The sequence below is a fragment of the Wolbachia endosymbiont of Chironomus riparius genome (genome assembly GCF_918315375.1).
In genome coordinates this window covers 145,046-167,311 of record NZ_OU906733.1, presented here as the reverse complement: position 1 = coordinate 167,311, position 22,266 = coordinate 145,046, and the positions used below count along the sequence as shown (strand labels likewise).

The 22,266-nt window shown below is 29.9% G+C and carries 18 protein-coding genes and 1 pseudogene; 9 read left to right on the top strand and 10 right to left on the bottom strand.

Annotation, left to right across the window (positions count from 1 at the left end):
- Positions 1 to 16: 16 nt before the first annotated feature.
- The 3 genes and pseudogenes from NL275_RS00815 to NL275_RS00805 all read right to left on the bottom strand — a co-directional run bounded on the left by NL275_RS00815 (position 17) and on the right by NL275_RS00805 (position 5,629).
- A complete protein-coding gene (locus tag NL275_RS00815; RefSeq protein ID WP_253300115.1) occupies positions 17 to 3,520 on the bottom strand; it encodes an ankyrin repeat domain-containing protein in 3,504 nt (1,167 codons plus the stop codon).
- A 68-nt stretch (positions 3,521 to 3,588) separates the two neighbouring features.
- Positions 3,589 to 4,386 carry a hypothetical protein gene (locus NL275_RS00810; RefSeq protein ID WP_253300114.1) on the bottom strand — a complete coding sequence of 266 codons (798 nt, stop codon included), beginning with the start codon at positions 4,384 to 4,386 and terminating at the stop codon, positions 3,589 to 3,591.
- A gap of 216 nt (positions 4,387 to 4,602) precedes the next feature.
- Positions 4,603 to 5,629: pseudogene (locus NL275_RS00805) on the bottom strand (quinone-dependent dihydroorotate dehydrogenase).
- Between the two features lie 275 nt (positions 5,630 to 5,904).
- Between NL275_RS00805 and NL275_RS00800 the strand changes: the two are divergent.
- The 3 genes from NL275_RS00800 to NL275_RS00790 all read left to right on the top strand — a co-directional run bounded on the left by NL275_RS00800 (position 5,905) and on the right by NL275_RS00790 (position 9,499).
- Positions 5,905 to 6,882: a quinone oxidoreductase family protein gene (locus tag NL275_RS00800; protein ID WP_253300113.1), complete on the top strand. Its 978-nt coding sequence runs from the start codon at positions 5,905 to 5,907 to the stop codon at positions 6,880 to 6,882.
- Positions 6,883 to 6,993: 111 nt separating this feature from the next.
- Positions 6,994 to 8,274, top strand: a complete 1,281-nt coding sequence (locus NL275_RS00795) for a hypothetical protein (RefSeq protein ID WP_253300112.1) — start codon at positions 6,994 to 6,996, stop codon at positions 8,272 to 8,274.
- Positions 8,275 to 8,320: 46 nt separating this feature from the next.
- The gene (locus NL275_RS00790) at positions 8,321 to 9,499 is read left to right on the top strand and encodes an aspartate aminotransferase family protein (protein WP_253300111.1); all 1,179 of its coding nucleotides are present in this window, start codon (positions 8,321 to 8,323) and stop codon (positions 9,497 to 9,499) included.
- Between the two features lie 469 nt (positions 9,500 to 9,968).
- Here NL275_RS00790 and NL275_RS00785 read toward each other — a convergent pair whose 3' ends face one another.
- Positions 9,969 to 10,397, bottom strand: coding sequence for a hypothetical protein (locus tag NL275_RS00785; protein WP_253300110.1), 429 nt, complete (start codon positions 10,395 to 10,397; stop codon positions 9,969 to 9,971).
- A gap of 919 nt (positions 10,398 to 11,316) precedes the next feature.
- On the opposite strand from NL275_RS00785, the gene NL275_RS00780 reads away from it, so the two are divergent.
- Genes NL275_RS00780 through folD form a run of 4 tightly spaced genes read left to right on the top strand, consistent with a single transcriptional unit; the run spans position 11,317 to position 14,319 of the window.
- Positions 11,317 to 12,591, top strand: a complete 1,275-nt coding sequence (locus tag NL275_RS00780; protein WP_253300109.1) for an HlyC/CorC family transporter — start codon at positions 11,317 to 11,319, stop codon at positions 12,589 to 12,591.
- Positions 12,592 to 12,603: 12 nt separating this feature from the next.
- Positions 12,604 to 12,873, top strand: a complete 270-nt coding sequence (locus NL275_RS00775) for a DUF2312 domain-containing protein (RefSeq protein ID WP_253300108.1) — start codon at positions 12,604 to 12,606, stop codon at positions 12,871 to 12,873.
- On the top strand, positions 12,866 to 13,432 hold the full coding sequence (locus NL275_RS00770; protein ID WP_253300107.1) for a UbiX family flavin prenyltransferase: 567 nt from the start codon (positions 12,866 to 12,868) through the stop codon (positions 13,430 to 13,432). Before NL275_RS00775 ends, NL275_RS00770 begins: the two co-directional genes overlap by 8 nt.
- A complete protein-coding gene (gene folD, locus NL275_RS00765; protein ID WP_253300106.1) occupies positions 13,429 to 14,319 on the top strand; it encodes a bifunctional methylenetetrahydrofolate dehydrogenase/methenyltetrahydrofolate cyclohydrolase FolD in 891 nt (296 codons plus the stop codon). The genes NL275_RS00770 and folD overlap by 4 nt, the downstream gene beginning before the upstream one ends.
- 169 nt (positions 14,320 to 14,488) lie before the next feature.
- On the opposite strand, the gene NL275_RS00760 is transcribed toward folD, so the two are convergent.
- Positions 14,489 to 15,289: a hypothetical protein gene (locus tag NL275_RS00760; RefSeq protein ID WP_253300105.1), complete on the bottom strand. Its 801-nt coding sequence runs from the start codon at positions 15,287 to 15,289 to the stop codon at positions 14,489 to 14,491.
- Between the two features lie 167 nt (positions 15,290 to 15,456).
- Between NL275_RS00760 and NL275_RS00755 the strand changes: the two genes are divergently transcribed.
- Positions 15,457 to 15,717, top strand: coding sequence for a hypothetical protein (locus NL275_RS00755; protein ID WP_253300104.1), 261 nt, complete (start codon positions 15,457 to 15,459; stop codon positions 15,715 to 15,717).
- Positions 15,718 to 15,983: 266 nt separating this feature from the next.
- Here NL275_RS00755 and hemE read toward each other — a convergent pair whose 3' ends face one another.
- Complete coding sequence (gene hemE / locus NL275_RS00750; protein ID WP_370107171.1) at positions 15,984 to 16,994, bottom strand: uroporphyrinogen decarboxylase; 1,011 nt, start codon at positions 16,992 to 16,994, stop codon at positions 15,984 to 15,986.
- Positions 16,995 to 17,381: 387 nt separating this feature from the next.
- Here hemE and NL275_RS00745 point away from each other — a divergent pair, with 387 nt between their 5' ends.
- Positions 17,382 to 18,197 (top strand): transporter associated domain-containing protein, encoded by an 816-nt coding sequence (locus NL275_RS00745; protein WP_253300103.1) that lies wholly within the window; start codon positions 17,382 to 17,384, stop codon positions 18,195 to 18,197.
- On the opposite strand, the gene elbB is transcribed toward NL275_RS00745, so the two are convergent.
- The 4 genes from elbB to NL275_RS00725 all read right to left on the bottom strand — a co-directional run bounded on the left by elbB (position 18,194) and on the right by NL275_RS00725 (position 22,208).
- The gene (elbB, locus tag NL275_RS00740; protein WP_253300102.1) at positions 18,194 to 18,868 is read right to left on the bottom strand and encodes an isoprenoid biosynthesis glyoxalase ElbB; all 675 of its coding nucleotides are present in this window, start codon (positions 18,866 to 18,868) and stop codon (positions 18,194 to 18,196) included. The genes NL275_RS00745 and elbB overlap by 4 nt on opposite strands.
- 235 nt (positions 18,869 to 19,103) lie before the next feature.
- Positions 19,104 to 20,018: an RluA family pseudouridine synthase gene (locus tag NL275_RS00735; RefSeq protein ID WP_253300101.1), complete on the bottom strand. Its 915-nt coding sequence runs from the start codon at positions 20,016 to 20,018 to the stop codon at positions 19,104 to 19,106.
- A 108-nt stretch (positions 20,019 to 20,126) separates the two neighbouring features.
- Complete coding sequence (locus NL275_RS00730) at positions 20,127 to 20,588, bottom strand: lipid droplet assembly factor 1 (RefSeq protein ID WP_253300100.1); 462 nt, start codon at positions 20,586 to 20,588, stop codon at positions 20,127 to 20,129.
- Between the two features lie 810 nt (positions 20,589 to 21,398).
- Entirely contained in the window at positions 21,399 to 22,208 is an 810-nt protein-coding gene (locus NL275_RS00725) for a hypothetical protein (protein WP_253300099.1), read from the bottom strand.
- Positions 22,209 to 22,266 lie beyond the last annotated feature (58 nt).

Here is a 22,266-nt window from a genome sequence, read left to right as displayed (position 1 = left end):
TATAGAAAACCGTTCTTTAATGTGATCTACAACTCACAGGTTTTGTTTCTTCTGTTACTTTATTCTGCCAATATCCTATATTACCTTTTTTTGCAGATATACAATCCGTATTTTTCACTCCTACACTTATTTCCTTTTGATCACAAAGACTTTTACTTTCTTTTTGGTGTTTTGCATCAGAACAATTTTTCTCTGTAAAATGTTGCGATTTTTCCATTCTTTCAAAATATCCTTGTTTTATTGCATCAAAAACAGTCAAACCTCCTAAACGACAATTTTTTCCAATTTCTTCCTTTTTATTCATTAGTTGATTAACTTTTTCTTGATTATCAATTTCTATTTTCACAATATTTTTGTTTTGTATATCACGATATAACCTAACTCCTAATTCTCCTAAGCTAGTATTAAAAGTTAGTATAAAATCACCATTGTCTGAAATATCAGCATAATTTCTTGAGCCACTAGCCGTTTGTATTTGTAGTTCATTAGTACCTATTTTTATTACGCTATCACCACATTTTATACTTCCTTTAAATAGTTTTAGATTTTTTGCTTCATCTATAATTTGAGCCACTTCCACTATGCTACCCTTAGAGTATTCTATATAAAAAGTCTTATTATTTACCTCTGCAGATATGAAATCGCCATTAAGTATAGCATTCTTTGCAATTTTATTAAAATCCATATTAAGCTCACTATATTGAGAAATAGCCTTTAGTGCATTAGCTTTATGATTTTTAAATTTAACTCCCACGTTATTGTTAATTTCTTCATAGCTTTTCCCATGAAAAATATTAGCCCCTCTTTCTAATAATTTACAAATTATATTACTTGCAGCTTTAGGATTTTTCTCTAAGCAATTTAATTCTAATATTTTTTTCATTATAAGATCCATCAAAGGATCTCCTTCTCCGCTTAATTTTATTCTAGATTTTAAAACTTGATTTAAAACTTTCTCCAATTTATCTAGGTTTTTAGCTTCTTTAATCCCGGACAAAAATTCATTTATTTCTTTACTAAATTTTATCTTTTCTGGAGTGTTATTCAAATTTTTACAATCGCTTTCTGGTGCTGTACTTAGAGGCAAGACACTTGATACATTTTTAGCTTCACCTATTGCATCCATTTCACTAAATTCTTTTGAAAGATCGGGATAAAGATCTGGTATTTCTCCGACATAAGAACCAACTTGATCATAAAAACTATAATCAACAGGAGCACTAGGTGCAAATTCATCAACAGGTGCATTTGGTAAATTATTATCACCTTTACCACAAATCACTTGTTCTATTATATCTCTAATTCTTTTATCATTCATTATATCGGAAAACGGTGCAAGTTTCTCTACAATGTTATATGCTGTCTCTCTTTCTTCTTCTGTGCAGCTCTTATCATACACCTTTTTTATTGCAATATGTAAGGGTGTCAATCCTTTTTTATTAGCAACATTTGATTTTGCCCCCTGTGATAAAAATTGTGTTACAGCATTATCATGATTACTATCAGTAGCTATTGATATAGGTGTTGCTTTTTTATAACTAATAATATTATTTTCCAAATCTATATTAGTTATATTGATGGTACTTTTTGCTATATTATCACCTTTAATATTAATAAAATTTTGCTCTATAACATTAATTTCTGATTTTGCAAAATTTCCACATTCTAAATTAATATTAGCTCTATTTTCTAGAAAAAAATCTATTAAGTGCTCATTTCCATATTTGGCAGCTATATGAATTGGAGCTACTCCATTTCTATTCTTTGCATCTATATTCACTCCATGTTCTATAAGAAACTTTAACATTCCTCTATCACATCCAAGTTTAACAGCGTGATGCAAAAGAGTATTTTCTTCATCATCTTCGGCACCGGAAATTAGCTTTACAGCTTCGTCTATATCTATCACCTCAACTCCATAATTATCTATTTTACGAGGCAAAAGTTTTAATAGCATTTTTAGACTTTTTGTTTTGATTGCATAATGCAATGCTGTATAACCATTTTTATCTCTTACATTTATATCCGCTCCTTTTTCTAAAAGTTTTCTAGCAACTTCAGGTCTAAAATTCTCAACGGCAAAAAATAGAGGTGTATTATTATTTTGATTTTTTATATTGACATCAATACCGTGATCAATTAGAGAATTTACTGCCTGAAATACATTTTCTTCGTTGATATAATCATCATCTACTGAAGGAAACTCCCATTGTGTTGGTTTGAGACTATTACCATTATAGCGATTACATGCTGCATAATGTATAGCACTATTACCATAACCATCTTTATCCTTATGAATAAGTTGTACTTGATGTAATATGTTTCCCTTTATTTCTTCACTTAAACCTGCAGTAGATCTTACAATATTAACTACTGCTACCAGCTCTTCTCTATTTTGTATTCCTAAATTGATATTTACTTCTTTATCTTCTAGTATTTTATCTAATATTTTTTCCATTTTTTCTGTATCACTTAGAGCTGCAGTAGTCAATAATGATTTTAGCTCTTGTTTGTTTTTTATATCTAGATTAATATTTACCCCTTTGTTTCCAAGTGTTTTATCTAATATTTTTTCTATTATTGATCCATAACTTGTAACTTTAGTAGTTGATGATGTTAAATCAACATCTTTAAGCAATGCAGTAGTCAATAATGATTTTAGCTCTTGTTTGTTTTTTATATCTAGATCAATATTTACCCCTTTGTTTCCAAGTGTTTTATCTAATATGTTTTCCATTATTTCTACTTTACTTATACTTGCCGCAGTCAATAATGGTGTTAATCCTTGTTTGTTTTTTATATCTGTATTAATTCCTTTGTTTGTTAAGATACACTCCACAGCATATATCTCCTTACTATATAGTGCGCTATGTAAAGGTGTATTACCTTCAATATCTTGAATATTAATACTACCACCATTTACCTCACCTCTTGTCAACAATTCTATTGCAGCAACATAACCACTATCTGCAGCATAATGTAACGGAGTCCTCTTTGTATCATAATCTTGAATATCAGTTTTTGCTCCGTGTTTTAAGAGAATTTCTATTTGATCGTCTCTATTATGATAATCACACATAGAATGTAGTGGTGTTTTTCCATTTTCATCTTGTATGTTTGGATCAGCTCCTGCTTTTAAAAGTAAATCTAGAGATTTAAGCTCAGTAGCATTATCGTAATGCAGGGCAGCAAGATGTAACGGTGTGCTACCTTCATTATCTTGAATATTAATACCCCTGTTTACCTCGCCTCCTGTAAGTAATTCTATTGCACCAACATACCCATTATCAGCAGCATAATGTAACGGAGTCCTTCCTAGCTGATAATCTCGAATATTAGTTTTTGCTCCGTGTTTTAAGAGAATTCCTATTTGATTCTCTTTTACATCACTACCACTAACGCAATCAACCATATAATGTAGTGGTGTTTTTCCGTCTTTATCTTGTATATTTGGGTCAGCTCCTGCATTCAAAAGTAAATCTAAAATGTCACTATCGAGATCCGAAAATTTATGCAACATTGTATTATCTAGCTCTGTTGTTTTAGAGTTAATAATTGCTTTTAAATCAGGATCATTTTTATGAGTTTTTAAAAATTCCTTAAGTTCATTATGTTACTCTCATCATAATTATAATCTTTTAAATTCATCAATATGTTTAGTAAATTATAATACAATTCACTTTGATGTTCTGTTAATCCTATATTCTCTTCACTCATTAACTCAAATGAATGATCTGTGAAAGTTGAAATCTGCGATTGACTTTGGTACTGCGCTAATTTTGTTATATTATCTATGAAGGTGCTTGAAAATTTGTTGTCATCTTCATGTTCTGTTAACCCTATATTCTCTCCACTCATTAACTCAAGTGAATGATCTGTGAAGGTTGAAATCTGCGATTGATTTTGCTGAAACTTTGCTAAATTTGTTATATTATCTATGGCAATGCTTGAAAATTTGTTGTTTAAACCGCTCAAGTTAATTTCTGAAGCTGATCTTTCATCTTCCCAGGTTACACTGTTTTTCTTTTTCTGATTCTGATAAGGATAATCAAATTCTATACAACTCTTTGGACGGTTCTTTTTATCAAAGTTTATTGTTTTTTCCCAAGCGTTTACTCCATTGCCAACGTTTTCTGTCTGCTCGTAGAATTCATCATCCCACTTGGATTCTGGATTTATCTTTGTTTTTCCCCAAGTTGAATCATTCTGTGTATAGTCCTCTCTAAAAGACTTATTTTCATATACCGTACAATTGTCAGCACTTTCTTGATTAGGATCTTTCTGAGAATTTAAGTTTTTTGAGCTTCCCCAAGAAGAAGACTCTGTTGATTTTTTATCAAGAATTCTCTTCTTAGAACCTTCAGATTTAATAATTGAATCAGTCATACCTCTAGCCTCTTTTTTTAATCAAAATGAATAAAAACACACTTTTTAATTATGTATTCTTAAAGTTAATTTATAGTTAAATTAACATGTTGTAAGTTGATATTTTATACAATGCCAAAACAGTAATACAAGCTTCATAAAAGCAACAGTGATTTCTAATTTTATCACTCATAATGTATGTTTTCTCTATATTAAATATGTACTAAAAATGAGTTCCTAATGTATACATCCAACTGCATCACTAACGTTATTAAATCCATCCCTCTTTAGCAATTCTACAAGTTCTAGGTTGATTTTTTTCACGACGCGAGGTCCATGATATATAAGAGCTGTATATAATTGTATCAAAGAAGCCCCTGATTTTATTTTTTCATATGCATCAGAACCATTCGAAATACCTCCACATCCTATTAGCAATATTTTACCTTTAGTAAGCTTATACATATCGCTTAATAATTCAGTTGAAAGCTTAAATAATGGCTTGCCGCTTAATCCTCCAATTTCACTTTGATAAGAGTGTAAATTGTCTCTATGCACAGTGGTGTTACTAACTATCAATCCATCAATCTTATGTTCTAGAGTAAGTTCAGCTATACCTTCTTTTGTGTTTTGATCTATATCTGGTGATATCTTAAGTATAATCGGAGTAGTTATAGACATTTCATCAGTTAAACTACGAACAGCTTTTAAAAATTGTGATAATTCTTCCCTATTGTGTAAATTACGCAAATTGAGTGTGTTAGGTGATGAAATATTTAACACTAGATAATCGCTTTTTGCCGTGTGTTATTTTTATTAATTTTATATAATCGCTAATTTTATCTTGTGATGTTCTATTCTTTCCTATATTTATACCAAAAACACAATCTTTAAGTGTAGTTTTACCTATTTGTTCAAGAAAATAGTCTATTCCTTTATTATTAAAACCTAATCTGTTGATCACTCCTTGATCTTTAATCAATCTAAATATCCTTGGTTTTTTATTACCGTATTGAGGATTCAGAGTAACGGTACCAGTTTCAATAAATCCAAATCCAAGTGATAGCATAGGCTTAATGACTTCTGCATTTTTGTCAAAACCAGCTGCCAAACCTACAGGACTTTTTAGTTTTTTGCCAAAAAAATTTACAGTTAAAGACTCTGGTAATTCTATAGGGTTTCTATATAGAATGTTTTTTAATGCTATAATTGCTAAAGAGTGAGAAATTTCAGGTGGTAGCAAAAGCAGTAATTTGTATAACATGATCTAATTTATTATGAAATATTATATGGTTACAAACTATAAATTTAAAAATGTTTTGCTTCAACCTTAAATCAAAAAAAAGATCTCACCATTTAAATAGAGTCTTATAGCCAAAGCACTTATTTTAACATTTCATGTAAAAATTTAATATGAGCAATGTAAATATAAAAAAAATAATAAATGCTACAGTTGTATCATACGATTATATCTCTAAATAGTTTTGCAACATCTTTATTATCAGATAACATGATAAAAATTTCTATTTTATATTTATTATGATTAAAGCTATACAAATTAGAAAAAATGGAGGGCCAGAAGTATTAGAATTTTGCAACAAAAATATCATTGATCCAAAAGGTGAAGAAGTTTTAATACGTCATACAGTGATAGGTTTAAATCGTTATGATGCTGAACTTAGGAGAGGTACTCGCAAAATTAAAAATTTACCAATTATTCTTGGAGTAGAAGCAGTAGGAGTTGTTGAAAAAATTGGTGAAAAAGTAAATGAAGGCTTAAAAATTGGTGACAGAGTTGGATATTGTACAGCTCCACCTGGAGCATATTGTGAAAAACGCCTCATACATCAAAAATATCTAATAAAAATTCCAAATGATATATCAGATGAAGTTGTTGCTGCAGTCCTATTTAAGGGAATGGCAGCCCATTATTTAATCAATCAATCTTACAAAATAAAACCTGGTGCTTTCGTGATGGTCAATGGTGCAAATGGTGGATTAGGCCAGATACTATGTCAATGGGCAAAAGATAAAAATAGTGTGGTAATAGGTTCTGTCAGTTCAGACGACAAGGTCAGCACTGCATTTAAAAATGGTTGCTCATATGTAATAAATTATAATGAGAATGATGCTATTGACAAAATTAAAGAGATTACAAAAGGTAAAGGACTAAATGCAGTTTATGATCCTATAGGTTATTCTACTAGTGAAATTTCCTTTAAAACTCTAGGAATATTTGGCATATATGTTTCTTATGGGCAAATATCTGGCCCAGCTCCAGTTAATTTTTCCTTACTTACTTCCCGCTCGTTATTTATAACTAGTACTTCAATATACCGCTACAAACAGGACAGGTTTACATTAGTACTTACAGCAATGGAAATATTTGAGATGCTAAGAAAAAATCTCTTAACTGTAAGGATTAATAAAAAATATCAATTTAATGAAATTATTCAAGCTCATCAAGATATAGAAAATAGAAAAATCAGTGGTTTAAACATAATAAAATTCTCTTAGCAGACCAAATTAATTGTTTGTTAACTTATAGTATTTAACCTTTCATATATTATCTCCTCTAAAGGGAGAAAAAAAATAAATTATCAATTTTTAATACATACGTTACGCAAGATGAAATATTTTAATGGAAAAATAAATTTGTACTCTACGATTAAAAATTACTTGTATATATTCTTTCTACTTTCTGTTTTTACACTTGGTTATTCTTCAATAAATTATCTTTTAGAGAAGAATGATGTTTTAATTTCTTTTACTTTTAAAACAGAGTTTTTATTAATTATAGGAACAGCACTGCTACTCTTTAATGTAATTTACGAAAAATCATGTAACAAAAAAAATTATAGTGAGCAGGATATGAGGTCATGTGTAAATGAACCTAGTTCTCAATTCTCAAAAACAATATTTTTACCTTCTACACCTAGCACAAGCGTACTTGAATATGTCTTTGCTGATGCTAACATTTCTATTAATAATACAACAAAATCAAATTTTTCCTCTAATAGCAATGAATCTGCTTCTACACTTTCTTTTTCACTTATCACTTTGTTTCAAGAACTTAATTTAGATTGTGAAATAAATAAATCTAGTACTATAAAACAAACACTCCTCGAAATAGAAAAGGGCTTGTTTTTAATTGGGATTGCAGTTTTAAGTTGTAGTTTTATTGTAGGTATATTAACAACACTTCAATTATTTTTACCTAATATACCTGATTATGTTAGTAATTGGTTAAATAGCTCTGTTAATATATTATTGATTTTAACACCTATAATAGGGCTTGTTGGTTATTGTACATTCAGTAAATTTCAAGCTATTTCTCAAGAAAAAAGTGAAGTAAGAAATGTAAGTTATACAGAAGGAACTAAAAAGGAAAATAGTTTTCAAAATAAAGAACATAACAATAACTATAAAAATGATTTCCTCAACCCTTTAAGTCAACCATATATAGACAATAAAACTCCAAAGATAAATAGTTTTCAAAATAAAGAACATAACAATAACTATAAAAATGATTTCCTCAACCCTTTAAGTCAACCATATATAGGCAACAAGGCTCCAAAGGTAGATAGTTTTCAAAACAAAAAAAATAGCAATGAATATAAAAATGATTTCCTCAATCCTTTAAGTCAACCATATATAGACAATAAAACTCCAAAGATAAATAGTTTTCAAAATAAAGAACATAACAATAACTATAAAAATGATTTCCTCAACCCTTTAAGTCAACCATATATAGGCAACAAGGCTCCAAAGGTAGATAGTTTTCAAAACAAAAAAAATAGCAATGAATATAAAAATGATTTCCTCAATCCTTTAAGTCAAAATTGCAAGCAAGGTACAGCTTTGAAACAATTAACAAAAACAGCTTTAACAGGAAAAGCTTTATACTAAAAAATTAGTTTTTGCTATAGTATAGAGGAGTGTGTAAATACTTAAAATGAGTTGTATAGTAAGTGCTTATAGCAGAACTAAAATACCTATAGTAAGAGGAGAAGGTGTATGTCTATTTGATCAAAATGGTAAGAAATATCTAGATTTTGCAGCTGGTATTGCTACCACTTCACTAGGACATTGCCATCCATACATCATAGAAAAACTAAACACTCAATTAAGTTCTCTTTGGCATTGTTCTAACGTTTTTACCATACCACAACAAGAATTACTTGCCGAACGTTTGGTCAATCTTAGTTTCGCGAATAAAATTTTTTTTTGTTCTAGTGGACTTGAAGCAACTGAAGCTGCAATAAAATTCATTCGTCGCTATTTTTACGTTAGAGGACAGGAGAAACGCAACCGCATTATTACAATTGAAGGTGGGTTCCATGGTCGTAGTATTGCAGCAATTTCTGCCGGAGGAAACGAAAAGTCACGAGAAGGTTTCGCTCCTCTACTAACTGGTTTTGATAAAGTACCAAGAAATAATATCCAAGCTTTAATGGATAAAATTAATGATGAAACAGCTGCTATATTGCTAGAACCTATACAAAGTGAAGGTGGAGTACATCCATTGAATATAAAATATATTAAGGAAGTTAGAGAAATAACAAAAGCACAAGAAATAATTTTTTGTCTTGATGAAGTACAATCTGGCTATGGACGAATAGGTTCTCTTTTTCATTATCAAAACATAGGAATTGAACCTGATATGTTAACATGTGCTAAAGCTATGGGTAATGGATTTCCTATAGCTGCTTGTCTTGCAAAGGATTATATAACAGAAGCTATTACACCAGGAACTCATGGATCAACTTATGGTGGTAACCCACTAGCTATGACTGTTGGTAATGCAGTATTAGATATTATGTTAAAACAAGATTTTTTTGAACACGTAAAAAAAGTAAGCAAATATTTAAAAGAGAAGTTGTTACTTCTAGCTAATGAATTTTCTGAAAAAGTGTTGGAAGTGCGTGGAGAGGGAATGCTAATGGGTATAGAAATTAAGGCTCCTGTGGCTGACGAAATTGTTAATTACTGTCTAAACAAAGGCTTGATTTTGACTAAAGTTTTTAATAATAGAGTAATTAGAATCACACCTCCACTCATTATTGAGAATGAACATATAGATACTGCTTGTAACATACTTTATGACTCATTTTCGCAAATGAAGAATAAATAAAAATACTTTTACGTAATTCTATTTTTACATAAAACCAAGTGAAGAGTATAAAACTCTTTAACGAACTTTAATGTACTCAGTTGAGTACATTAAAGTTACTTAGAATTACGATTGTAACCATAAGTTCCAGTTTGTGTATTTATTACACAGCCATTTCACTTGTGTTTCCTTTATTCAATTCAATTGCACAATCCCACATTTGGTGCAAGATGCATAAGAGTCTCATTTATAGATTTCAATTATACAGTCTCTTGATACTCTAGTTGTAGGTGCCTCGTTATTTCTATTAGACCCATTTTTTCTGGTTCTGTGACTTCCTTCTCAACATAGTAACAGCTTAGCTATCTATTATAAAATCACACATTCACCATTTATGTTTCTTTGAGGTCTTTCAGTGCTAGAATTTATTAAATCTGTTGCAAGGTTGTTGGTGTGTGTATCATTTACATTAGAACGCCCTGTTCTTCGTCTAGCACCTTGATTGTGATGAAGAAGTGTTTGCAGGTGTATTATTAGTTTCTCGTACATTTTCATGATTTATATAACTGGCTAAGTTCAGTATTTTTAAAACTTTGTCAATTATCACAATACTTCCTGTAATAAGAATAATAACATCCTTAGAAAAATTACTCTCAGGTACATCACTGACTTCTTGTAAGTCTTTGTTCAAATATCTACGTTGAAAGTACCGTTTGATTACATCACCTATGAGGGTTAAACTAATCATAACACAAAAATTCTTAAAATTAAATACCTGTTGTAAGAATTCCTTATTATTATCCCGTCTCTCAACTGGTAGCTGTTGCGCTGTGTGCTCCTGATGATTTGTTCTTTGCACTATATTGCCTTGTGCTTCTCTGTTGTTCTTTTTATGAAGATCAATTTGTTTATCAATCAATTCTTCTATAGTTAGAAAGATCTTGTTTTCTACTTCTATAGTGTGTTGAGAAGCAGCGCTGCGTAAAATTTCTTTAAGAACTTTCGAGCAATCATCAATACTACCTTCATATTTTTGTATAAATTCTTTAATACGGCGTGAAATTTTGTCTTTTAATTTCTTGGTGATACGCCCTTTCTCAAAACATTCAGAGAATGTTTCTTTTAGATTTTCTTATACTTTGTTCGCTTTATGAATTTTAATTGTTTCATTCGGTTCTTTTACCTGTGTAGTCTCATCTTCGGCTACTTTTACAACGTATTCAGAAGCAAGGTGTCTCTGAATATTCGTAGTTTGCTTCTTTTGTATCTTCTACTTTGTTCATTTTACGAGATTTAATTATTTTATTTCCTTATTCATATCGGGGTTTTGTTCTATTTTATCTTTAGAAGGAAAATTTTTAAAAATGTCTTTAAGATCTTTCGAACAAGCATCCATATCAACTTTTTTTTACGTTCTCTTATAAACTCTCTAGCATGTTCTTCAAGTTTGCCTTTTGATTCCTTACTGACACCCCCTTTCTCATAACATTCGGAGATTGCTTTTTTTAGATCTTTTTCAATTTTATTTATAATTTTACTATATATAGATATCTTATAATTTAAATTAATTAATCTAAATAACAATATTAGAAACTAATTTATTCGTCAATATAGATATTAATCTTAATTTTATAATACTTTTAACCATGACCAAAAGGAGTTCTATCCCTTTACATAAAAGAAAGATGTACAAGAAATCGTATATATGATGAAAATTGATTTTAGTTAAATTATATCACAAAGTATTTTAACTAGTCTAATCTTACAAAAACTTCAATTTACAAAAATTCTTATAAGAGATAATATCAATTTTACTTTTTATATAATAACGGATTTTAATGGATTGGTTGTCAGTTTTATTATTATCAATAATTTTTGTTTTATTCATCTTCTCGTTTTTTTTCTCAGGTGCGGAAATAAGTTTAACTTCAGTTAGCCGCTCTCGGATGAACAAACTTAGATTAAATGGTAATAAAAAAGCAAAGATAATAATTTCTTTATTAAATAAAAAAGAATTAACAATAGCAACTATATTAATTGGAAATACAATTATTAATATTACGTGCTCCGCTCTATCTACAGCAATATTTATAAGATTTTTGGGAAATGAAGGAATTGTTATATCAGCTATTGTAATAACTTTCTTTATTTTATTATTTTGTGAAGTTCTACCAAAAACTTATGCTATTCAAAACCCTGAAAAAATGGCATTATTTTCATCATATTTTTTATTGTTCTTTGTTAAAATCTTCTCTCCAATAACGATTGGTATACAGTTTATTGTTAATTGTATTCTTAAGTTATGCAGAATGCATAAGAATAAAGAAGTAATATCAGCAGCAGATGCAATGCGTAATATGATTACTTTACATCGCAGCGAAGGCACTATGTTACAGCAGGATCTTGACATGTTAAGTAGCATATTAGACTTAGCTGAAACAGAGATATCTCAGATTATGATTCACAGAAAGAATTTATTTTCCCTTAATATAAATCAAAGTGAAGAAGATTTGATAAAAAGCATTTTAACTAGCAGCCATAGTAGAATACCTCTGTGGGATCATGAACCAGAAAATATTATTGGTGTTGTTCATGTGAAAGATTTGATAAATGCTTTGCGTGAGAAAAACGAAAAGATAGATATCTCTAAGATTATGTCAAAACCTTGGTTTATACCCGAAAGTACTTTGCTTAGTGTTCAATTGCACAATTTTCGTAAAAATAGAAAGCATTTTTCACTTGTGATTGATGAATATGGAGCATTGCAAGGAATTGTTACTCTTGAAGATATATTAGAAGAAATAGTGGGAGATATTTCTGATGAGCACGATCTCGTAACGGAAAATTTTATCATAAAGATATCTGATAATATATATAATATAGATGGTGAAGCCACAATTAGAGACATTAATAGGCAATTACGCTGGAATTTACCAAGTGATGAAGCGACAACTTTGGCTGGTGTGATAGTTAATAATATAGAGCGTATACCGAATGAAGGAGAAGAATTTTTTATGTATGACTGTCGTTTTAAAATTTTAAAAAAGGATAAAAATATTATCACTGCTGTTGAAGTACAAGCAAAAACTGATAATACTAATAGTAACGATTAATTGTAGAGTTTTATGGAAGATACAGTAAAGGTAACCGCTGAAGAATTAAAAAATTATATAGAGAGAATTGAGACTCTTGAGCAAGAAAAAAAGGATGTACAAGATCATATTCGTGATGTATATGCTAAAGCAGCAGACGAAGGATTTGATATAAAAGTGATGAAACAAATTGTTAAATTAAGAAAAATGGAAGACGATGACAGAGAAGAACAAGAAGCACTGCTCAACACATATAAACGTGCATTGGGAATGGTCTGTGAAGAAGAAAAGATAAGTGAATAGCGGAAGAATTATTATTGGAATAAGTGGAGCTTCTGGTTCTATTTATGGTCTGCGGATTTTAGAAGTTTTAAAAGATACTAATTATGAAACTCACTTAGTAATAAGTAGTGCTGGAAAAGTAACTCTAGCTCATGAAATTTCTAAAGAACTTGAAAATGTTACTTCACTTGCAAATTTTTATTATTCTGAGAAAAACATAGGAGCAAAGATAGCAAGTGGTACATTCAAAACTTTAGGAATGATAATTTCTCCATGTTCCATGAAAACCATGTCAGAGATTGCATCTGGTGTCACTTCTAGCTTATTAACAAGAGCAGCGGATGTTGTCCTTAAGGAAAGACGCAAATTAGTCTTAATGGTTCGAGAATCACCTTTACACCGTGGACATCTGTATAACATGATAAAATTAACAGAGATGGGGGCAATAATTGCTCCACCGATACCAGCATTCTATTCAAGACCAAGCTCATTAGACGACATAATTAATCATTCAGTAGGAAAAGTTTTGGACTTGTTTGACATCAAGTTGGATAATTTTCAAGAATGGGGTGGTATATGATTATAGATGGTAAAAAAATAGCTAGCGACTTATGTGATAATTTATTAAAAAAAATTACTCATTTAAAAAAGGAATATAATGTTGTTCCTTGCTTAAAAGTGATCTTAGTTGGTGATAATCCAGCAAGTCAAGTATATGTTCGTAATAAGCAAAAAAAAGCAGAGTCATTAGGTATCAGTTCCGAAACTATTATTCTTTCTGCTAATATATCAGAAGATGAATTAATTAAGAAAATTAAGGAACTAAATGAGAATCCATTCGTAAATGGAATTTTAATACAATTACCATTACCAAAGCATATAAATGAAAGAAAAGTTATTAACTCAGTAAGTATGGAAAAAGATGTTGACGGGTTTCATGACGAAAATGTTGGTAAGTTAGTTAAAGGTGAAAAAAATTGTCTTATACCTTGCACTCCTCAAGGTGCTTTATATTTGATTAAATCAATAGAAAAAGATCTTTCTGGTAAAAATGCAGTAATTATTGGTAGATCAAACATAGTTGGAAAACCTATGTTTCATTTATTACTTCAAGAAAACTGCACAGTTACTATTTTACATTCAAAAAGTCAGAACCTTGCTGAATACTGTTTCAGAGCAGATATAATAGTAGCAGCAGTAGGAAAACCAAATTTTGTTCAGGCAGGTTGGATCAAGAATGATGCAATAGTAATAGATGTTGGTATAAATAGTATGAAAGGAAAATTAATAGGCGACGTTGATTTTGAAAAAATAAAAGAAAAAGCTAAAGCAATTACTCCGGTGCCTGGAGGTGTAGGACCAATGACTATTGCATTTCTTATGGTTAACACCGTAATTGCCTCTTGCATGCAGAAAAAAATAGACTTGAAAGGATACAATCCCTTGCTTTCAAAGACTTTTCTTTAATTTCGTTGTTATTTCCGTTCATAGAAAACGCTTATAGCATGTTTGATTTAGCAATCAAGGTTTAATTACATTTATGTGAATTTACAGTTATAGACATAAGTACACATTTTTTTAGCTATCTATTATGAAAGCACACAATTTATGTTGCTTGGGCATTTTGCGTAGAAGATTAACTAATTGAAATTGAACATGATGAAGAAGTATTTTTAAGTGTATTGGTAGACTCATGTGCACTTTCATTATTTGTCCCAGGGGTCAAATCTCTTAAATTTGACACAGGAGATGAATTAATACAATAATGCGCAATTGCCTCTGCTATTACTACTCCTACTATTACTCCTACTACTGCTGCTACTACTCCTACTACTACTCCTGTTCCTCCCACTATTTTTACTGCTACTGCTGCTGCTACTCCTACTCCTACTCCTACTGATGAACTAATACAATAATGTTTAATTACCTTTGCTATTGCTACTCCTACTACTGCTGCTACTATTGATGCTACTCCCATTGCTATCATTGCTGCTAATAATAATAATAATGGTAATGGTATGTTTAGTTGGGTGTGGTACACTAGTAATTCTCCTACTGCTGCGAATACTACTAGTGGTGTTACTACTACTGCTACTGATAATGCTGATAATGCTGCTACTATTGCTAATGCTTGTAATACTGCTAATACTGCTCTTTTTGCTCTTTTTGCTATAGCGTTTTTAATAAGTTTCTCCAATTCTTTATAAAGTAGTTGTTTTGACTCTGTGGATGTTAGTTGAGAATTAAAAAATCTTAATAGTTCCAGAGGAGTCCTTTTTTTGTTATCAGAACAATGTAGTTTACTATTGATTGTGCCTTCATTTTTCATTCCTTCAATAGCCTTAATTAAAATTTCCTTTAAATCTTTTTTTTTCTGGGTCCTTATGTAAATAAGGCAATGTGTCAACAAATTGTTTTTGATATGTACTATTTTCATTATTCATTACTTATACCATATTAATAAATCCAGATAATATTGTAAATATAATATCTATAATAGTCAATAAATTAATAACTATAAAAGTTTTATTTAAAATAATTATTTTTAATATATTTAATGAAAATATTTATATAATAACTATTATATAAATAAAACAGCAACGCATGCATAATATAAATGGTAACTTTTATTTATACTGTCTTGTAGTTCTCTTGATAGTAATTTACCACATTTTCAAACTGAAAACGGTTCATACTAATTATATTTTTGCATCAAATACAAGAAAATATGTTGATTTTGAAAAAATAAAAGAAAAAGCTAAAGAAAACCAATACTCTGAGTTTCTTGGCTTATGTGTCATGGAAAGAATAAAGGATTTAATTACCAATAGAGCTATTTATATTGCAGTTGAAAAAGGAAAATGATGAAAGAAGAAACCCAACAACCAAAAGCATTAGCATTAATATGCTTAGAAGAAATAGTAAAAAATTTATCGCCAGGGACCAAGTAATAAAAAATGTCACTTAAGTAGTAATTTGTAAAATTGAAGGATAAAACTTAAGTCTAAAAATATTTGTAGTTCTTTAAAATTCAATTAAGAAAAGCGCATGAAACTTTCTAATAACAGAATAGAACAGCAAAAACAGAAGTATCTAGTCAGAATTACTTCTTAAGTTATTTTGATAAAGAATCAGTAACTGTGTACTAATTTCACCAACTCACTAATATGTTCAACAGGTGTTTCAGGTAGCACACCATGTCCCAAATTAAATATAAAAGGTAAAGATCGAAAACAGTCTATTATACGCTTAGCTTCTTTCATAGCTTCTTCTTTTTTATATGCTAAAAGATTTGGATGAAGATTACCCTGAATTGGAAGCTTTAGATTATCCCTAGCCCATTCTATGGATAGATCATAATCTATACTTACTGCAGATACTCCTGTTTGTAAACAATAATCCCCGTAAAGATAGCCAGCACCTCTTGGAAAACCTATAATTGGAAAGTTAGGAAACCTAGAATGTATTGCTGAAATAATTCTCTTTGTTGGCTCTATAACATACTTTTTAAACAAGGTTTCTGTTAATAGGCCAGCATTACTTTCAAACAGTTGAATTACATCTACACCTGCTTCTATTTGTTTAATTAAGTAAATAATTGTTGCTTCAGTAAGTGAATCAATTATGGAACTCAAATCTAATGAACAAAAGTTTTTTAATTTAGAAAAAGTTTTACTACTACCACCTTCTATTATATAGGAAGCTACAGTGAAGGGACCCCCGGCGAAGCCTATAAGTGACCTATCTTCAGATAACTGACACCTTACCTCAGTTATAGCGTCTAGAACTGGCTGTAACTTAATTGTAACTTCTTGTATATTTTTTAACTCTTTAGAACTTTTTACTGGACTAATTTTTGGACCTACACCCCTTAAAAAATTTACATCACAACCTAGAACATCAGCTATTACTAAAATATCAGAAAAGATTATTGCTGCATCAAAGTTGAATCTATTTATTGGTTGTAGTGTTAATTTTACAACTAACTCAGTATTATAGCATATTTCTAGAAAGTTTTTTATTCTTTCCACAGCTTTTCGATACTCAGGAAGAGATCTTCCTGCTTGTCGCATTAGCCAAATAGGTAAATTTTTGACTGACTTACGTTCAGTTATAATATTTACTATCTTTTGCTTTTTCAATATATTTAGTTCTTCTTACTTTATATAAAAGTATAATAGTAATAATAGTAATAGCAATAACTTGTTGATAGTTAATTTTTGGTAAAATATAAGATTATTTTATTTGTGAATAAATATGTTGATAACTTATGTATCTTACTGTTTTTATAGTATAATTTTTGTTTATAAGTGAGATGTTTATTATGTTAGCAACTTTCTTTATGGAAAAAGAAAAAAGGTTAAGTAATAATGTATATCTGTGTTAAAAAACTGTTGAAGAATTGTAGATATCTTGTAATAACAAATACTTAACAAGTTGTTTTAATGTTATTAACATACTTATCAGGTATTTAAATTTAGTTTTTTTATATAATTAATATTTAGGTATTATTATAGGAAATAAGTTAAGTGAAAAAGAATAGAACTTTAATGGGAAAAATAGCATATAAAATTTTTTCATTCCTCTTTAAAAAATTTTCTGTACTAAAAAATTCTGCAGCAAAGGCATTAATGAAAGATCTTACAAATCTTAGTATACTTAATAGTATACAAAAGTTTCATAATTGCAGTATTGTTGATATAATGACTCCTCGCACAGAAATATATGCACTGGATGTTAATTTAAGCAAGATAGAAGTACTAAAAAAGATAAAAGGTAGTTGCTATACTAAAGTACTACTTTATAAAGGTAACTTTGATAACGTTATAGGTTTCTTTTATGTAAAAGATGTTCTTCTTAATCAAGATACAGACTTTAATCTAAAACATATTATGCAGACCATACTATATGTTCCACCTTCAATGAAAACAACAACTTTATTTGCCAAAATGAAATCCTCAAAATTGTGTTTGGCTGTTGTAATAGATGAATACGGAGGAACTGATGGTTTAATTTCAATAACTGATCTTATAAAGGAAATGCTCCCAAGCTTTGATAATGAGCATGAAGAAAATTATATTATAAAATTACCTCAAAATAAATTTGAGGTTTCAGCAAGGATTTTAATAAAAGATATAGAAGAAGACCTACATATAGAATTACGTGATCCTGAGGAAGACTATGTTACTCTTGGTGGTTTAATACTTTCTGTTGCTGGTAAAATTCCTTCTACAGATGAAGTGATTGAGTATAAAGATGGTATAAAATTTATTATCAAAGAAAGTAACGAACGTTATATCAGTACAATCATCTTAGATTTAAGTAACCATAATAGTAAAGATTAACCTTTTTTATTGATTTTTTTTACCATACTTTCTATCATGTGCTTTATTCCTTTATGTATAGAAGATATCCTTTCATCTCTCATATATGCAGAGCAGGAAAATATATTATTTTCTTCATCTTCTATCGATAATTCTGTATCACATTTTATATGATTTCCACCAAACTTTTCTATTAATTGTTCTTTATCATCTCCTATGGTTACTTTAATCGTAGCCTTTTGACTTAAAATACAGGCAATTAAGGCAGGCGCTATGCATATAGCTCCTATTGGCTTTTTTGTATCAAAAAATTCTAATACTAGTCTTTTGAATTCAGGTAGTACCGTAATGGTTTCTTTGTTTTCAGCCAAGTCAGATAAATTTTTTACTACTCCATATCCTCCTGGTATAATTAACATATCAAAATCTTCAGCTCTAGCTTCTTTTAAATCACATATTTCACCTCTTGCGATTCTAGCAGCTTCTATAAATACATTTCTTTTTTCTGCTACTTCTTCCCCAGTTTTGTGATTTATAACTTGCGATACATTTATATCAGGGGCAAAACATTTGACATTTACTTCTTGCTGATCAAGTACAAGTAGGCTTGATACAACTTCTCTTATTTCTGCTCCATCAAGATTACCACATCCTGATAAAACGACTGCAGCTTTTAAAAATTTTTCACTCATAAATAACTTATACAATCTAATTCTAACATTTTAATATATATTTTGTACTTAGAAAAGAAGCATTTATATTCTCTCTTCTGAGAAAGAGTTAATTAAGATGAAAATGAGAACATAAATAGGCTAAAAGGTACTATACACAGAGTCATAAACGAAATTATTGAAACCAACTTAGGTACTAAGTACAAAAAATTTTTTGTTCTTGAAAGGTCTTTTTCTAAACATTTATATTAATCTTTTAGGATAGACTAAGAATTTTTATAGATTCTTTAATTTGATCAGAAATTGGAGCAGAAATAACAATTTTTACATTATTTGGTAATGTTAGTGATACATCACATGAATGAAGGTGCACTTTATTTTCTGCTCCATCAATAAAAGCTTTCTTACCTCCATACTTACCATCACCAAGAATAGGACAATTTATATGAGCTAAGTGTGCACGTAATTGATGAGTTCTTCCAGTAATTGGTTGTAGCTTTAGGTAAGCAACATTGTTATTTAGTTTTTCTAAAATTGAAAAATGTGTAGTAGCACTTTGAGAAGAATTTTCATCAATAACCATTTTTTCCTGCCCAAAAATATATTTTTTTACTAACGGGTGATTTATCACTCCATTGTTTTCATTTGGTATACCTGAAGTAAGTGCTACATATGTTTTTTTAATTTTACGTTCCTTAAATTCTTCCATTAAGTATTTTGCAACTTTAGCATCGCGTGCAAATATCATCACTCCACTGGTGTCTCTATCTAGTCTATGTACAATTTTAAATGTTTCTCCGTTGCGTATTTGATCAAGAAAATCACTAATACTTGTTTTTCCACCCTGAACAGTTACTCCAGCAGGTTTATTTATAGCCAATATATATTCATCTTCATACAAGATATTTTCTTTTATTAATGCTATTAGTTTTTCATCTGATTTTTTATTGTATTTTTTGTCAGGATTAATATCTTCAATATATTTTATTGTTATTATTTGACCAGAATTAACTTTGTAGTTAGATTTAGCCTTGCAATTATCAACTTTAATTAATCCTTTTCTTAAAAATTTTTCAATCAAAGAATGATTTAAATTGGGAAAAAACCTCCTTATATACCTATCTAATCTAACATTGTTATCGTTTACGGATATAGTTTCTGTTTTGTTCATAGCTTGTATTATAGGTCTAATATTGCGTTTAGTGTAACATACTATTAGACCTGAATATGTGCTATTTGTTAATTATTTCCTCAGGGTACTCTGAGATGATTGTGATACCTATGATATAGCACGACTTTTATCAGCACTCTCTATTGTGTCAGGAGCTTCTTCACTTTTTTGTTCCTGTTTTGTTTTTTCGTTATTACGTGTATTAACTATATCCTTTCCTACTTCTACATTATTGTTAATAGTAGGTGTCTTACTTGTGTCCTCTGTTACACTATCGTCACTATTAATATAAGTACTTTCCTTTCTTATATTTTGTGAAGCAGTATAGGTAAGTGCAGAACTTAATAAAGTGATAACAGTAGCCCCTGCTATAAATGGTAATGTTCCTATTGCAGCAGCCATTCCTGTTACAACAAGTGCTGTTATTGCAATAAGGGAAACTAATAAAGAGAAACCAATAAATAGTAAAGCATTTGTTCTATCTTTTGATTTTTTTTCTGGAGTTGTGGTTTCTTCATTACTTTTATAAGAAATGGAATCCTTATCTTCGTTTTCTAAATTTTGATTCATAAACTTGCCTCATATTAATAATACTATATTATATATTTAATATTATTAATAAATTCTTGATATACAAAGTAAGTAAATTTTTAAAAAATGTAACATTTAATATAAAGAATACTAAAATAGCTATATCTTGTACGAAAAATCAACGTAGATTATAAAATGAGGCTAGATCCCAGTGTCAAGCACTGGGATGACAATTATAACATATTGGAATGACGCGAAAGCAGTGGAATGACAATTATAACATACTGGAATGACGCGAAAGCAGTGGGATGACAATTATAACATATTGGAATGACGCGAAAGCAGTGGAATGACAATTATAACATATTGGAATGACGCGAAAGCAGTGGAATGACAATTATAACATATTGGAATGACGCGAAAGCAGTGGAATGACAATTATAACATATTGGAATGACGCGAAAGCAGTGGGATGACAATTATAACATATTGGAATGACGCGAAAGCAGTGGGATGACAATTATAACATATTGGAATGACGCGAAAGCAGTGGGATGACAATTATAACATATTGGAATGACGCGAAAGCAGTGGGATGACAATTATAACATACTGGAATGACGCGAAAGCAGTGGAATGACAAGGAATTAAACTATTATGGCACCAATGGGTTAACTTTTTTGTAACACCAAGTGCTTCACAATTAAAACCTTTTCTGTTTACAAAGTATTCATCTCTCGTCATACCAGCATCTTTTACTCGTCATCCCAGTGCTTGACACTGGGATCTAACCTATTTCATCGTAGACACTTCTTACCAAATGTTCTTTTTTTACAAGGTTTTTAGTTCTTACAATCCATAACTCAACGTTTCAACCGTGTAAAAACTTCGATGACTACTTAAAGACAGGTTCTCAGTTGATTGGGGATTATTTTCAGTATTATTTTGATTTCTAACCCTAAATTGGGTAGCACACATTTCCATAATTTTCTTGAAATACACATTAGGGTTAAGTGTATCATTCTGTTTCTTGTCATCCTGCCTTGCAAGTTCTTTTGTTTTGGATTGAGCCGGTAGATAATTACTTGTATCCGAGTTAGAACATGGCTCACCATTTTCAACACGCTTGTTAGATACATTACTACTCTGTGTATTAGTAACTTCTTGATATGAAACTACATTACTACTTGAAAACTCGGATTGAGCCGGTAGATAACTACTTAAAACCGCGAATGGAACTACATAATTACTTGAAAACGGGTTCCCAGTTGATGAGAGATGACTTCCATCTTTTTTAACTACATTTTTTTCACCCTTAGTAAGGTGCTGCTCACATGTTTCCTGGCCAGAATTACCTGTTTTTGTTGAAGCACTTCTATTATTACTAAAAAAATCAGAATTTTGTGAGTTTTGCGTTTGTTTACTAGGATTGTTATTTGTACTTTGAGACAAATCACGAATTAATTTAACTAAAGGTTTAATGAAGCAGAAAAAAACTGAAATAAGAGCTATAATCAAACATAATACCAAAATAATTGGTGCAGCTAATATCACTAAAGTACTACCAACAATTACTCCGGCACTTTTTAGAGACAACACTCCACCATATACTGCAAGAGCTAATAAACCTAAACCTATAACTAAAGGTACTTTTGACATAATATAATCCTTTGAACTAAACTTCTAAAGTATTGCACACTTTTGTTATAAAGTAAAG

What these genes read in the sequence shown, in the direction of transcription:
- NL275_RS00755 (WP_253300104.1), top strand. Translation starts at nt 15,457, where the DNA reads ATGCATAATATAAATGGTAACTTTTATTTATACTGTCTTGTAGTTCTC.
- folD (WP_253300106.1), top strand. Translation starts at nt 13,429, where the DNA reads ATGATTATAGATGGTAAAAAAATAGCTAGCGACTTATGTGATAATTTA.
- NL275_RS00795 (WP_253300112.1), top strand. Translation starts at nt 6,994, where the DNA reads ATGAAATATTTTAATGGAAAAATAAATTTGTACTCTACGATTAAAAAT.
- NL275_RS00725 (WP_253300099.1), bottom strand. Translation starts at nt 22,208, where the DNA reads ATGTCAAAAGTACCTTTAGTTATAGGTTTAGGTTTATTAGCTCTTGCA.
- NL275_RS00775 (WP_253300108.1), top strand. Translation starts at nt 12,604, where the DNA reads ATGGAAGATACAGTAAAGGTAACCGCTGAAGAATTAAAAAATTATATA.
- NL275_RS00800 (WP_253300113.1), top strand. Translation starts at nt 5,905, where the DNA reads ATGATTAAAGCTATACAAATTAGAAAAAATGGAGGGCCAGAAGTATTA.
- elbB (WP_253300102.1), bottom strand. Translation starts at nt 18,868, where the DNA reads ATGAGTGAAAAATTTTTAAAAGCTGCAGTCGTTTTATCAGGATGTGGT.
- NL275_RS00810 (WP_253300114.1), bottom strand. Translation starts at nt 4,386, where the DNA reads ATGACTGATTCAATTATTAAATCTGAAGGTTCTAAGAAGAGAATTCTT.
- NL275_RS00815 (WP_253300115.1), bottom strand. Translation starts at nt 3,520, where the DNA reads ATGTTGCATAAATTTTCGGATCTCGATAGTGACATTTTAGATTTACTT.
- NL275_RS00790 (WP_253300111.1), top strand. Translation starts at nt 8,321, where the DNA reads ATGAGTTGTATAGTAAGTGCTTATAGCAGAACTAAAATACCTATAGTA.
- NL275_RS00780 (WP_253300109.1), top strand. Translation starts at nt 11,317, where the DNA reads ATGGATTGGTTGTCAGTTTTATTATTATCAATAATTTTTGTTTTATTC.
- NL275_RS00760 (WP_253300105.1), bottom strand. Translation starts at nt 15,289, where the DNA reads ATGAAAATAGTACATATCAAAAACAATTTGTTGACACATTGCCTTATT.
- NL275_RS00735 (WP_253300101.1), bottom strand. Translation starts at nt 20,018, where the DNA reads ATGAACAAAACAGAAACTATATCCGTAAACGATAACAATGTTAGATTA.
- NL275_RS00730 (WP_253300100.1), bottom strand. Translation starts at nt 20,588, where the DNA reads ATGAATCAAAATTTAGAAAACGAAGATAAGGATTCCATTTCTTATAAA.